Consider the following 13,463-nt stretch of genomic DNA (forward strand, 5'->3'; position numbering starts at 1 on the left):
TAACAGCGCGAAAATAAAGTTTCAGCGCAGGTTCCGAGCTTCCTCGAATGCGGGTGTTAACGTCTTTTCCCGTTCACTAAAATTTGCGGGCACGCTTCCATTTCACGCATGCCTCGCCGATGCCAGCAGCGCGCCAACCAGCATAAACAACGAACCAAAGACTTTGTTCAGCGCCATCATCTGGCGTGGGCCTTTAATCCAGCTCGCGATTCGCTGGGCGAGGGTGGCATAGCCAATCATCACAATAATATCGACCACAATGGTGGTGATGCCGAGCACCACATACTGCATCACCTGCGGTTGATGGGGCACGATAAACTGCGGGAACAGCGCCGCCAAAAAGACGATGCTTTTCGGGTTGGTCAGATTCACAAACACCGCGCGTCGATAGAGTTTTGAGCGTGACTGCGATTGCGCGAGGGTGTTGAGGTCAATTGCCCCCGCAGCGCGCCATTGCTGGATGCCGAGCCAGATAAGATAGGCTGCGCCCGCCCATTTCAGCACTTCGAAAGCGAGCACGGAACGGGAGAACAGCGTCCCCAGTCCAACGCCAACCAGCACGATATGAATCGCGAGCCCGGTCTGTAATCCGGCTATGGAGGCGACCGCGCCGCGATAGCCGTGGCTAATGGATGTGGTCATGGTATTGATCGCGCCGGACCCCGGCGAAAGGCTGAGAATTATGGATGTCAGCAGGTAGGCGAACCACCACTCAAAGGTCATGAGAATCTCCCTGGTTATCTGTTTTTTATGCCACAATACGCTATTGTATGAGTGTTGTGTCAGGCCTCACAAAAAAACGATTTTCAGCGGTTAGCAGGGGTGGAAGCCCGATGTTTCAGCAGCAAAAGGACTGGGAAACAAGAGAAAACGCGTTTGCCGCGTTTGCGATGGGGCCGCTGACGGATTTCTGGCGTCAGCGCGAAGAAGCGGAATTTCGCGGCGTGGATAACGTTGCGGTGCGCTTCGTGCGTTTTTGCTCTGCGCATCACGATCGCGTGGTGGTCATTTGCCCAGGCCGTATCGAAAGCTACGTGAAGTATGCCGAACTGGCCTACGACCTCTTCCACAGTGGGTTTGATGTATTAATTATCGACCACCGTGGGCAGGGGCGTTCAGGCCGAATGCTGTCGGATACCCATCGCGGTCATGTGGTAAAATTCAGCGACTACGTTGACGATCTGGCGGCATTCTGGGAACAGGAGGTCGCGCCCGGTCATTGGCGTAAGCGGTTTATTCTCGCGCATTCGATGGGCGGCGCGATAGCCACGCTTTTTTTGCAGCGTTATCCGCATCAGTGTGACGCACTCGCGCTTTGTGCGCCGATGTTCGGTATTATCATGCGCCTGCCGGAATGGATGATCCGTCATATTCTCGATTGGGCTGAGGGCCATCAGCGTCTACGGGAAGGGTATGCCATTGGCACCGGGCGCTGGCGAGCGCTGCCGTTTAGCCTTAACGTTCTGACGCACAGCCGTCAGCGTTATCGGCGTAACCTGCGCTTTTATGCCGATGAGCCGCGTCTGCGCGTGGGCGGTCCCACCTATCACTGGGTTCGCGAGGGGATTATTGCCGGTGAGCAAATCATTGCCGGTGCGCCCCACGATACGCTACCGACGCTTATCATTCAGGCGGAAGAAGAGCGTGTGGTGGATAACCGCATGCATGACCGTTATTGTGAACTTCGCTCCATGGCGGGGCATCCCTGTGAAGGGGGTAAACCGCTTGTCATACAGGGCGCGTACCATGAGATCCTTTTTGAAAAGGACGCCATGCGCTCGGTCGCACTCAATGCTATCGTCGATTTTTTCTATCGACACACTTAAACCGGCATTTATGCCGCCAGGCTTAAAGGTAGAATTCTCTTATGTACCAGGTTGTTGCATCTGATTTAGATGGCACGCTCCTCGCTCCCGACCACCGCTTAACGCCGTATGCGAAAGAGACGCTGAAATTATTGACCCAAAAAGGGCTTAATTTTGTGTTCGCGACGGGGCGTCATCATATCGACGTAGGGCAGATCCGCGATAATCTCGGGATTGAGGCCTATATGATCACCTCTAACGGCGCGCGCGTGCACGATACTGACGGCAATCTGCTGTTTGCTCACAATCTCGATCGCGATATTGCCGCCGATCTCTTTGGCGTAATGCACAGCAGCCCCGATATCATCACCAACGTTTATCGCGACGACGAGTGGTTTATGAACCGCCATCGTCCGGAAGAGATGCGTTTTTTCAAAGAGGCCGTGTTCAACTATCAGCTTTTTGAGCCAGGCCTGCTGGAGCCGGAAGGCGTCAGCAAAGTCTTCTTCACCAGCAGTAACCATGAAGTCTTACTGCCGCTGGAGCAGGCGATTAACGCGCGCTGGGGCGATCGCGTGAATGTGAGTTTCTCCACGCTCACCTGTCTGGAAGTGATGGCAGGCGGGGTCTCCAAAGGTCATGCGTTGGAAGCGGTTGCCAAAAAGCTGGGTTATAGCCTGAAAGACTGTATCGCGTTTGGCGACGGGATGAACGATGCCGAAATGCTGTCGATGGCGGGTAAAGGCTGCATCATGGCCGGGGCGCATCAGCGTCTGAAAGATCTGCATCCGGAACTGGAAGTGATTGGCTCAAACGCGGATGACGCGGTGCCGCACTACCTGCGTAAGCTCTATCTTGATTAAAAAATGACGACTGAGTATTTATTGCTCAGTCGTCAACCGTTCTCTTCGCTACAATGCGTGTTCATCTTCCTGAGAGACATTCATTGTGGCGCTACTCATTATCACCACTATTCTGTGGGCCTTCTCTTTTAGCTTTTACGGTGAGTACCTTGCCGGTCACGTTGACAGCTATTTTGCCGTACTGGTGCGCGTTGGTCTGGCAGCACTCGTATTTCTGCCGTTTCTGCGTACCCGTGGCAACAGCCTGAAAACGGTCGGCTTGTATATGCTGGTGGGCGCGATGCAGCTTGGCGTGATGTATATGCTCAGCTTCCGCGCGTATCTCTACCTGACGGTGTCCGAACTGTTGCTGTTTACCGTGTTGACGCCGCTCTATATCACCCTGATTTATGACCTGATGAGCAAGCGTCGCCTGCGCTGGGGCTATGCGTTCAGCGCGTTGCTGGCGGTGATTGGCGCCGGGATTATCCGTTACGATCAGGTGACGGACCATTTCTGGACCGGCCTGCTGCTGGTGCAACTCTCCAATATCACCTTTGCGATTGGCATGGTGGGTTACAAACGTCTGATGGAAACCCGCCCAATGCCGCAGCATAACGCGTTTGCGTGGTTCTATCTTGGCGCGTTTTTGGTGGCGATTGTGGCGTGGTCGCTGCTGGGCAACACCCAGAAGATGCCGGAGACCACGCTGCAATGGAGCATTCTGGTCTTTCTTGGCGTGGTGGCTTCCGGGATTGGTTACTTCATGTGGAACTACGGCGCGACCCAGGTGGATGCCGGAACGCTGGGCATTATGAACAATATGCACGTGCCGGCGGGGCTATTGGTTAACCTGGCTATCTGGCATCAACAGCCGCACTGGCCGACATTCATTACAGGCGCGCTGGTGATCCTGGCGTCGCTGTGGGTACATCGAAAGTGGGTCGCTCCGCGCTCTTCACGAACGGAAGATGATCGCACGCGTGGTTCCGCGCTGAACGAATAAACGCCTCCGTGACCGGCTGACGCTGCTCGCCATCGCGTACGGCGGCGTACAGTCGGCTCCACAAGCCTTCACCCAGGGTTTTGGTGACCACCAGACCCTGGCGTTCGAAACTCTCTACCACCCAATGCGGCAGCGCGGCAATCCCCATGCGGGCGGCAACCATCTGAATCAACAATAACGTGTTATCGACGCTTTTCAGCGATGGGCTGATGCCCGCCGGCTGCAGGAAGTGACGCCAGATATCCAGGCGCGAGCGCTGCACCGGATAAATCAGCAGCGTTTCGCTGGCGAGATCTTCCGGTGTAATGCGCGTTTTTGCCGCCAGTGGATGGTCAGGCGCGATAACCAGACGCACCTCATAATCAAACATCGGCGAATAGTGCAGCCCGCTGCGCGGCAGAATATCGGAGGTCATGACCAGATCCAGCTCGCCCTGCTGAAGTGCGGGTTGTGGGTCAAACGTGACGCCGGATTTAAAATCCATCTCAACCTGCGGCCAGTTTTTATGGAAGTTTTCCAGTGCAGGCGTCAGCCATTGAATGCAGCTATGACACTCAATGGCAATGCGCAGACGCGTTTGCTGCGGCTCGTTGCAGGCCTGAAGCGCCTGACTGATTTGCGGCAGCACCTGGTTTGCCAACTGGAGCAGGATCTCGCCCTGCGGCGTAAAGCGCAGCGGCTGGCTCTTACGTACAAATAGCCGAAAGCCAAGGCGCTGTTCCAGATCGCTGAACTGGTGGGAAAGGGCGGATTGGGTCTGATGCAGCGTGGCCGCCGCAGCGGCGAGCGACCCGCAGTTCCGCAACGCTTGTAGCGTCTTCAGATGTTTAACTTCGATCATGAAAGTCCTTCACTTCGGCATGAACAATTTGCGCTTGAGGAATATACAGTAACCGCCAATTATGGATGTGTAAACATCTGGACGTCTAAATCATGAAAATTCCATAAGGGGCATACCATGACAATTCTCAATCACACCCTCGGTTTCCCTCGCGTTGGCCTGCGCCGCGAGCTGAAAAAAGCGCAAGAAAGCTACTGGGCGGGGAATTCGACTCAGGAAGAACTGCTGTCGGTTGGGCGTGAACTGCGCGCGCGTCACTGGGAGCAGCAGAAACAGGCCGGTATCGACCTGCTGCCGGTGGGCGATTTTGCCTGGTACGACCATGTTCTGACGACCAGCCTGATGCTGGGCAACGTTCCGGCTCGTCATCAGAACAGCGATGGATCGGTGGATATCGACACCCTGTTCCGTATTGGCCGTGGGCGTGCCCCCACCGGCGAACCAGCGGCGGCAGCGGAAATGACCAAATGGTTTAATACCAACTATCACTACATGGTGCCGGAGTTCGTCAAAGGCCAGCAGTTCAAACTGATCTGGACACAGCTGCTGGAGGAAGTGGATGAAGCGCTGGCGTTGGGCCACCAGGTGAAGCCCGTTCTGCTGGGGCCGGTGACCTATCTGTGGTTGGGTAAGGTCAAAGGCGAGGCATTTGACCGTCTGAACCTGCTCAAAGATATTCTGCCGGTTTATCAGCATGTGCTGAGTGCGCTGGCAAAACGCGGTATTGAGTGGGTACAGATTGATGAACCGGCGCTGGTGCTGGAACTGCCGCAGGCGTGGCGGGAAGCTTATCAATCCGCCTATGACGCTCTTCAGGGGCAGGTGAAATTGCTGCTGACGACTTACTTTGAAGGCGTCACACCTAACCTGGATACCCTTACTGCTCTGCCGATCCAGGGCCTGCATGTTGACCTGGTTCATGGCAAAGATGATGTTGCCGAACTGCATAAGCGCTTGCCTGCCGACTGGCTGCTCTCCGCCGGGTTGATTAACGGACGTAACGTCTGGCGCGCCGATCTTACGGAAAAATATACACAAATTCGCGAGATCGTCGGCAAACGCTCACTGTGGGTGGCATCGTCCTGCTCGCTGCTGCACAGCCCGATCGATCTGAGCGTGGAAACGCGTCTGGATGCGGAGGTGAAAAGCTGGTTTGCCTTCGCTCTGCAAAAATGTGAAGAACTGGCGCTGTTGCGCGATGCGCTCAATAGCGGTGATACGTCTGCGCTGGCAGCGTGGAGCGCCCCGATTCAGGCGCGTCGTCACTCAACCCGCGTTCATAATGCGGCGGTAGCAAAACGTCTGGCGGCCATTACCGCGCAGGATAGCCAGCGTGCAAATGCTTATGACGTGCGAGCGCAAGCCCAGCGTGCGCGTTTTAACCTGCCTGCCTGGCCGACCACCACGATTGGTTCCTTCCCGCAAACCACGGAAATTCGCACCCTGCGCCTGGATTTCAAAAAGGGTAATCTTGATGCCAACAACTACCGCACGGGCATTGCGGAACAGATTAAACAGGCCATTGTGGAGCAGGAACGTTTAGGGCTTGATGTGCTGGTCCACGGCGAAGCTGAGCGTAATGACATGGTGGAATACTTTGGCGAACATCTGGACGGTTTTGTCTTTACGCAAAACGGCTGGGTGCAGAGCTACGGTTCCCGCTGTGTGAAACCGCCGATTGTTATTGGTGACGTCAGCCGCCCGGCTCCGATCACCGTGGAGTGGGCGAAATACGCGCAGTCGCTGACCGACAAGCCAGTGAAAGGGATGCTCACGGGGCCGGTGACGATTCTCTGCTGGTCCTTCCCGCGTGAAGACGTGAGCCGTGAAACCATCGCCAAACAGATTGCGCTGGCGCTGCGTGATGAAGTGGCGGACCTGGAAGCCGCTGGAATTGGCATCATCCAGATTGACGAACCGGCACTGCGCGAAGGCTTACCGCTGCGCCGCAGCGACTGGGACGCGTATCTCCAGTGGGGCGTGGAAGCCTTCCGTATCAACGCCGCCGTGGCGAAAGATGACACGCAAATCCACACGCATATGTGTTACTGCGAGTTCAACGACATCATGGATTCGATTGCGGCGCTGGATGCAGACGTCATCACTATCGAAACCTCGCGTTCCGATATGGAGTTGCTGGAATCATTTGAAGAGTTTGATTACCCGAACGAAATCGGGCCTGGCGTGTATGACATTCATTCACCGAACGTGCCGAGCGTGGAGTGGATTGAAGCGCTGCTGAAGAAAGCCGAACAGCGCATCCCGGCGGAACGCCTGTGGGTCAACCCGGACTGTGGCCTGAAAACCCGCGGCTGGCCAGAGACCCGCGCGGCGCTGGCGAACATGGTGCGGGCGGCGCAGAATTTGCGTAAGGGGTAAAGTGTACTGGCCCGGTAAGCGAACGCATTACCGGGCAAAATCCTTATTTTTTCCCACCATACTGCTTAAACCACTCCAGCATGCGCTGCCAGCCATCTTTCGCCGATTCTTCATGATAACTTGGACGATAATCCGCATTAAACGCATGCCCGGCGTCCGGGTAAACAATAATATCCGCTTTGGCATTGGCGGCGCGCAGTGCGTGACGCATGGTTTCCACGGTATCAACCGGAATGCCAGTATCCTGACCGCCGTATAAACCCAGTACCGGTGCATTGAGATCGACGGCGATATCGACAGGATGTTTCGGTGAATTCAGTGATTTATCGCCCAGCAATTTTCCATACCACGCGACGGCGGCTTTTAACTGCGGGTTATGTGCAGCATACAGCCAGGCGATGCGGCCCCCCCAGCAGAAGCCGGTGATCATCAGGCGACTGGCATCCCCACCATTGCGTGATGCCCAGTTGGCAACGTGGTCAAGATCGGCCAGCACCTGTGCGTCAGGTACTTTCGTGACCAGGTTATTAAAGAGGGTCGGGATATCGGCATAGTCGTTCGGATCGCCCTGACGGAAATAGAGCTCCGGCGCGATGGCCAGATAGCCTTCTAAGGCCAGTCGGCGACAAACATCGCGGATGTGTTCATGGACGCCAAAAATCTCCTGCACTACGATTACCACCGGAAGTGGGCCATCGCTGTGCTTTGGACGCGCGTGATACGCGGGTAGCTGATCGCCCTGAGAGGGGATCGATGTTTCGCCAGCGGTAATTTCGGCCTCTGGTGTGCGAACAGCTGTTGTTGCGTGAGGTGATGCGGCAGGTGCAAACCCAGGTTGGTTGTTGGTGGTCATGGCATTCTCCGTACCTTTAAATGAGCCTTTAGCGCTTCTGTGATGTTCTTTAATATAGATAAATCACAGTGCCTGAATACGGGCGATTTTTGTGCAACCCCAGAAGATATAACTTGTTAATGTGATGTAAATCACTTTCCTGATGGAATCTTATGCAAGATTTTTAATTCTTGGTGATGGTGGTCACGAAATATTGTCATGGTCTTCTGTAAAGTGGCTTTTTGCTTCTTCTGACAAAACCGATCCACAGAGGAGTTTTCTATGTCTAAGTCTGATGTTTTTCATCTCGGCCTCACTAAAAACGATTTACAAGGGGCTACGCTGGCTATCGTCCCTGGCGATCCAGAGCGTGTGGAAAAGATCGCCGCGCTGATGGAAAAGCCGGTCAAACTGGCATCACATCGCGAATTTACCTCCTGGCATGCTGAGCTTGATGGCAAGCCGGTGATTGTGTGCTCTACCGGTATCGGCGGCCCGTCTACTTCTATTGCCGTTGAAGAGCTGGCGCAGCTGGGCATCCGCACTTTCCTGCGCGTCGGTACCACCGGGGCGATTCAGCCGCATATCAACGTAGGCGACGTGCTGGTCACCACCGCATCCGTTCGTCTGGACGGTGCGAGTCTGCACTTTGCGCCGATGGAATATCCGGCTGTGGCTGATTTCGACTGCACCACCGCGCTGGTTGCGGCGGCCAAAGAGATTGGCGCGACCACGCACGTTGGCGTAACCGCGTCCTCCGACACCTTCTATCCGGGTCAGGAACGCTACGATACCTTCTCTGGCCGCGTGGTTAGCCGCTTCAAAGGCTCCATGGAAGAGTGGCAGTCGATGGGCGTGATGAACTACGAGATGGAATCCGCGACGCTGCTGACCATGTGTTCCAGCCAGGGGCTGCGCGCAGGGATGGTCGCGGGCGTGATTGTGAACCGTACTCAGCAGGAGATCCCGAACGCTGAGACGATGAAACAAACCGAAAGCCACGCGGTGAAAATCGTTGTGGAAGCGGCACGCCGCCTGCTGTAATCCTTCTTCTCTTCTTAAAGGCCGACACGTTCGGCCTTTTTCAATTTGCGTACCTCCTCGCAGGAAAAACCTTTCCAACTGGACATCTATACAGCACAATTCTATTTTTGCCGTAAGTCGTTCATGCAGGGGGCATTGTGGATATCGCCATTCTTATTTATTTTCTGGTTGCACTGGCGGGCGTTGCGCTGGGTTGGCTGGCCGCGAGCTATCGCGTCGCGCAGCAGCGGGCGGAACAGCTGGCCGAAGAGCGTGATATCTACGGCGAGCTGAGCGCTGCGAAGCAACAGCTGGCGCAGAACGCGCACTGGCGCGAGGAGTGCGAGCTGCTGAATAATGAACTGCGTAGCCTGCGTGAAATCAATACCTCGCTGGAAGCCGATTTGCGTGAAGTGACCACGCGGCTGGAAGCCACGCAGCATCATGCGGAAGACAAAATTCGCCAGATGATCAACAGCGAGCAGCGCCTGAGCGAGCAGTTCGAAAACCTGGCCAACCGTATCTTTGAACACAGCAATCGTCGGGTGGATGAGCAAAACCGTCAAAGCCTCAACAGTTTACTTACCCCGTTGCGCGAGCAGCTTGACGGCTTTCGCCGCCAGGTGCAGGACAGTTTTGGCCAGGAAGCAAAAGAGCGCCACACGCTGGCCCATGAAATTCGTAACCTGCAACAGCTGAATGAACAGATGACGCGTGAAGCCGTCAACCTGACGCGCGCGTTAAAAGGCGACAATAAAACTCAGGGCAACTGGGGCGAAGTGGTGCTGACGCGCGTGCTGGAAGCCTCTGGCCTGCGTGAAGGTTACGAATACGAAACTCAGGTTAGTATCGAAACCGATACCCGCGCCCGCATGCAGCCGGACGTCATCGTTCGCCTGCCACAGGGAAAAGATGTGGTGGTCGATGCCAAAATGACGCTGGTGGCTTATGAACGCTACTTCAATGCCGAAGATGACGTCACCCGCGAGCTGGCATTGCAGGAGCACATCGCCGCTGTGCGAAACCATATTCGCCTGCTGGGGCGCAAAGATTATCAGCAGCTTCCGGGGCTGCGAACGCTGGACTACGTCCTGATGTTTATCCCTGTTGAACCTGCCTTTTTGCTGGCATTAGACCGACAGCCCGAACTGATCAATGAAGCTTTAAAAAATAACATTATGCTGGTAAGTCCTACCACTTTGTTGGTAGCGCTACGCACCATTGCTAATCTCTGGCGCTATGAACACCAGAGCCGCAATGCGCAGCAAATCGCCGAGCGGGCCAGCCGTCTGTACGACAAAATGCGCCTGTTTATTGATGATATGTCCGCTATCGGGCAGAGCCTGGATAAAGCGCAGGACAACTATCGTCAGGCGATGAAGAAACTCTCTTCCGGGCGCGGGAATCTGCTGGCGCAAACGGAAGCTTTCCGTCACCTCGGTGTCGAGGTGAAACGCGAGATTAATCCGGATTTAGTCGAGCAGGCTACGGCGCAGGATGATGAGTTTCGTTTACGGCAAGGGACTGATTCTGACGATGATGATCCTCTGGCCGTGGAAAACGGTTAACCCCGTTTGAGGGAGTGTGGCGGGGTTGAATCGTAGGGCAATTGCGCCCAATCTGTTACACTCCATGAACATTTTCTTTATAAGCAGGCTTAGAGATGGCTGAGGAATCACAAGACACGACGCACTTTGGCTTTAAGACAATCGCCAAATCCCAGAAGGAAGACATGGTCGCTCACGTTTTCCACTCTGTGGCCGCAAAATACGATGTGATGAACGACTTAATGTCGTTTGGTATTCACCGTTTATGGAAGCGTTTTACCATTGACTGTAGCGGCGTACGTCGTGGGCAAACCGTCCTCGATTTGGCAGGCGGTACGGGCGATTTAACGGCGAAATTCTCCCGCATGGTGGGTGAAACCGGTCGCGTCGTGTTGGCTGATATCAACGACTCTATGCTGAAAATGGGGCGCGAAAAGCTGCGCAACCACGGTGTTATCGGCAACGTGGAATATGTGCAGGCGAACGCCGAAGCGCTGCCGTTCCCGGATAACACCTTCGACTGCATTACTATCTCTTTCGGTCTGCGTAACGTCACCGACAAAGAGAAAGCGCTGCGTTCGATGTATCGCGTACTGAAACCCGGTGGCCGCCTGCTGGTGCTTGAGTTCTCAAAACCGATTATCGAACCGCTGAGCAAAGCCTACGATGCTTACTCCTTCCATATCCTGCCGCGCATTGGTGAAATGGTAGCGAATGATGCAGAAAGCTACCGCTATCTGGCGGAATCCATCCGTATGCACCCCGATCAGGAAACCCTGAAAGCGATGATGCAGGATGCCGGGATGGACAGCGTTGAGTACTTCAACCTGACGGCAGGCATCGTAGCGCTGCATCGCGGTTATAAGTTCTGACAGGAGGGCCTGATGCCTTTAAAACCCTTAGTGACTGCCGGCGTCGAAACGGCACTGAATACTTTTCTGTGGCGTGAGCGGGCGCTTAAGCCTGCCCGGCAACGTCTGGTGGGAAAAGTGCTGCGCGTTGAACTCAAAGAGTTCACGTCGCCGCTGGTGCTGGTGTTTAGCGAGCGGCAGGTCGATGTGCTGGGGGCGTGGGAAGGCGAGGCCGACTGTACTGTCGCGACGCGTATCGGCGTACTGCCGCAACTGCGTAATCGTCAGCAACTGACGGCGCTCATCCGCAACGGTGACCTGGAAGTGCAGGGCGACATCCAGGTCGTGCAAAACCTTGTCGCACTGGCCGACCTGGCCGAGTTTGACCCGGCAGAACTGCTGGCACCCTATACCGGCGATATCGCCGCTGAAGGCGTCAGTAAAGTTCTGCGCGGCGGCGCGAAGTTCCTGCAGCAAGGTCTGGCTCGCCAACAGCATTACGTGGCGGAGGCCGTCACCGAAGAGTGGCGGCTGGCACCCGGCGCGCTGGAATTAGCCTGGTTCGCTGAAGAGACAATGGCCGTGGAACGCGCCGTTGAAGCGCTGACGAAGCGGCTGGAAAAACTGGAGGGGAAATGACGCCAGGAGAATTACGGCGCCTGTATTTTATCATCCACACCTTTTTGAGTTACGGGCTTGATGAGCTCATTCCCAAAATGCGCATCACTCTGCCGCTGCGAATCTGGCGTCGGATGCTGTTCTGGATGCCAAATCGCCACAAAGACCGCCCGCTGGGTGAACGCATGCGTCTGGCATTGCAGGAGCTGGGCCCGGTCTGGATCAAACTCGGCCAGATGCTCTCTACCCGCCGCGATCTCTTCCCGCCGCATATTGCCGACCAGCTCAGTATGTTGCAGGACCGCGTTGCGCCGTTTGACGGCTTACAGGCGCAAAAGCTGATGGAAAAAGCGATGGGGGATATCCCTATCGAAAGCTGGTTTGACGATTTCGATATTAACCCGCTGGCATCCGCGTCGATTGCCCAGGTGCATACCGCGCGCCTGAAAGAGAACGGCAAAGAGGTGGTGATCAAGGTCATCCGCCCGGACATCCTGCCGGTTATCAAAGCGGACATGAAACTTATCTACCGTCTGGCGCGTTGGGTTCCTCGCCTGCTGCCGGATGGTCGTCGCCTGCGCCCGGTTGAAGTGGTGCGCGACTATGAAAAAACGCTGATTGATGAGCTGAATTTGCTGCGCGAAGCGGCGAACGCCATTCAGTTGCGGCGCAATTTCGAAGACAGCCCGATGCTCTATGTGCCGGAAGTGTACTCCGACTATTGCAGCGAAAACATGATGGTGATGGAGCGCATTTACGGTATTCCGGTGTCAGACACCGAAGCGTTACTGAAGCAAAACACCAACATGAAACTGCTGGCCGAGCGTGGCGTGCAGGTCTTCTTCACCCAGGTATTCCGCGACAGCTTTTTCCATGCGGACATGCACCCGGGCAATATTTTCGTCAGCTACGAGCACCCGGAAGATCCGCAATATATCGGCATCGACTGCGGGATTGTCGGCTCGCTGAACAAAGAAGATAAGCGCTATCTGGCGGAGAACTTCATCGCCTTCTTTAACCGCGACTATCGCAAAGTGGCCGAGCTGCACGTTGATTCTGGCTGGGTACCGCCGGACACCAACGTCGAAGATTTCGAGTTCGCGATTCGTACCGTGTGTGAACCTATCTTCGAGAAACCGCTGGCGGAAATTTCCTTCGGGCATGTGTTGCTAAACTTATTCAACACCGCGCGCCGTTTCAACATGGAAGTTCAGCCACAGCTGGTGCTGCTGCAAAAAACGCTGCTTTATGTGGAAGGCGTCGGGCGACAGCTCTATCCGCAGCTCGATTTATGGCAAACGGCGAAGCCGTTCCTTGAATCCTGGCTGAAAGATCAGATAGGCATTCCGGCGCTGGTTCGCGCGCTGAAAGCAAAAGCGCCGTTCTGGATCGAAAAAATGCCTGAATTACCGGAACTGGTGTACGACAGTTTGCGCCAGAGCAAACATTTACAGAGCAGTTTGGATAAGCTTGCCGGCGACATCACCGTGCATCGTACCCGTCAGGGTCAGTCACGGTATCTCTTTGGTATAGGTGCTGTTTTATTATTGAGCGGTACACTACTGCTAATAAATCGCCCGGAATGGGGCTTCATGCCCGCGTGGCTCATGGGCGCGGGGCTGGTGGTATGGTTCGCCGGCTGGCGTAAAACGCGCTGAATTTTGCATCGCTATCACGAGGGCGCATAACGTATAATGCGTCAATGGTTATTTCATCATC

12 protein-coding genes are annotated in these 13,463 nt (G+C 55.3%); 9 read left to right on the forward strand and 3 right to left on the reverse strand.

Going from position 1 to position 13,463, the window contains the following annotated elements:
* Window positions 1-102: 102 nt before the first annotated feature.
* Entirely contained in the window at window positions 103-723 is a 621-nt protein-coding gene (gene rhtB / locus AC1MKH_RS00795; protein WP_276223090.1) for a homoserine/homoserine lactone efflux protein, read from the reverse strand.
* Between the two features lie 110 nt (window positions 724-833).
* Here rhtB and pldB point away from each other — a divergent pair, with 110 nt between their 5' ends.
* The 3 genes from pldB (at window position 834) to bioP (ending at window position 3,653) form a co-directional block, all read left to right on the forward strand.
* Window positions 834-1,826: a lysophospholipase L2 gene (gene pldB / locus AC1MKH_RS00800; protein WP_276223088.1), complete on the forward strand. Its 993-nt coding sequence runs from the start codon at window positions 834-836 to the stop codon at window positions 1,824-1,826.
* A gap of 41 nt (window positions 1,827-1,867) precedes the next feature.
* Window positions 1,868-2,668, forward strand: a complete 801-nt coding sequence (yigL, locus tag AC1MKH_RS00805; protein WP_276223086.1) for a sugar/pyridoxal phosphate phosphatase YigL — start codon at window positions 1,868-1,870, stop codon at window positions 2,666-2,668.
* Between the two features lie 85 nt (window positions 2,669-2,753).
* The gene (gene bioP / locus AC1MKH_RS00810) at window positions 2,754-3,653 is read left to right on the forward strand and encodes a biotin transporter (protein WP_276223084.1); all 900 of its coding nucleotides are present in this window, start codon (window positions 2,754-2,756) and stop codon (window positions 3,651-3,653) included.
* Here bioP and metR read toward each other — a convergent pair.
* Window positions 3,541-4,494 (reverse strand): HTH-type transcriptional regulator MetR, encoded by a 954-nt coding sequence (metR, locus tag AC1MKH_RS00815; RefSeq protein ID WP_015966416.1) that lies wholly within the window; start codon window positions 4,492-4,494, stop codon window positions 3,541-3,543. The genes bioP and metR overlap by 113 nt on opposite strands.
* 117 nt (window positions 4,495-4,611) lie before the next feature.
* Between metR and metE the strand changes: the two genes are divergently transcribed.
* On the forward strand, window positions 4,612-6,873 hold the full coding sequence (metE, locus tag AC1MKH_RS00820; RefSeq protein ID WP_276223081.1) for a 5-methyltetrahydropteroyltriglutamate--homocysteine S-methyltransferase: 2,262 nt from the start codon (window positions 4,612-4,614) through the stop codon (window positions 6,871-6,873).
* A gap of 43 nt (window positions 6,874-6,916) precedes the next feature.
* On the opposite strand, the gene AC1MKH_RS00825 is transcribed toward metE, so the two are convergent.
* Window positions 6,917-7,726, reverse strand: coding sequence for a dienelactone hydrolase family protein (locus AC1MKH_RS00825; protein WP_276223079.1), 810 nt, complete (start codon window positions 7,724-7,726; stop codon window positions 6,917-6,919).
* A gap of 261 nt (window positions 7,727-7,987) precedes the next feature.
* Here AC1MKH_RS00825 and udp point away from each other — a divergent pair, with 261 nt between their 5' ends.
* From udp to ubiB, 5 genes are all read left to right on the forward strand, one after another.
* Complete coding sequence (gene udp / locus AC1MKH_RS00830) at window positions 7,988-8,749, forward strand: uridine phosphorylase (RefSeq protein ID WP_276223077.1); 762 nt, start codon at window positions 7,988-7,990, stop codon at window positions 8,747-8,749.
* A 137-nt stretch (window positions 8,750-8,886) separates the two neighbouring features.
* Window positions 8,887-10,296: a DNA recombination protein RmuC gene (rmuC, locus tag AC1MKH_RS00835; protein ID WP_276223076.1), complete on the forward strand. Its 1,410-nt coding sequence runs from the start codon at window positions 8,887-8,889 to the stop codon at window positions 10,294-10,296.
* 95 nt (window positions 10,297-10,391) lie between these two features.
* Window positions 10,392-11,147: a bifunctional demethylmenaquinone methyltransferase/2-methoxy-6-polyprenyl-1,4-benzoquinol methylase UbiE gene (gene ubiE, locus AC1MKH_RS00840; protein ID WP_015966411.1), complete on the forward strand. Its 756-nt coding sequence runs from the start codon at window positions 10,392-10,394 to the stop codon at window positions 11,145-11,147.
* 12 nt (window positions 11,148-11,159) lie between these two features.
* Window positions 11,160-11,765 (forward strand): ubiquinone biosynthesis protein UbiJ, encoded by a 606-nt coding sequence (gene ubiJ / locus AC1MKH_RS00845; protein WP_276223073.1) that lies wholly within the window; start codon window positions 11,160-11,162, stop codon window positions 11,763-11,765.
* Window positions 11,762-13,402: a ubiquinone biosynthesis regulatory protein kinase UbiB gene (gene ubiB / locus AC1MKH_RS00850; protein WP_231825699.1), complete on the forward strand. Its 1,641-nt coding sequence runs from the start codon at window positions 11,762-11,764 to the stop codon at window positions 13,400-13,402. Before ubiJ ends, ubiB begins: the two co-directional genes overlap by 4 nt.
* The last annotated feature ends 61 nt before the right edge of the window (window positions 13,403-13,463 follow it).

The sequence above is a fragment of the Pseudocitrobacter sp. CD920760 genome (assembly GCF_057782505.1).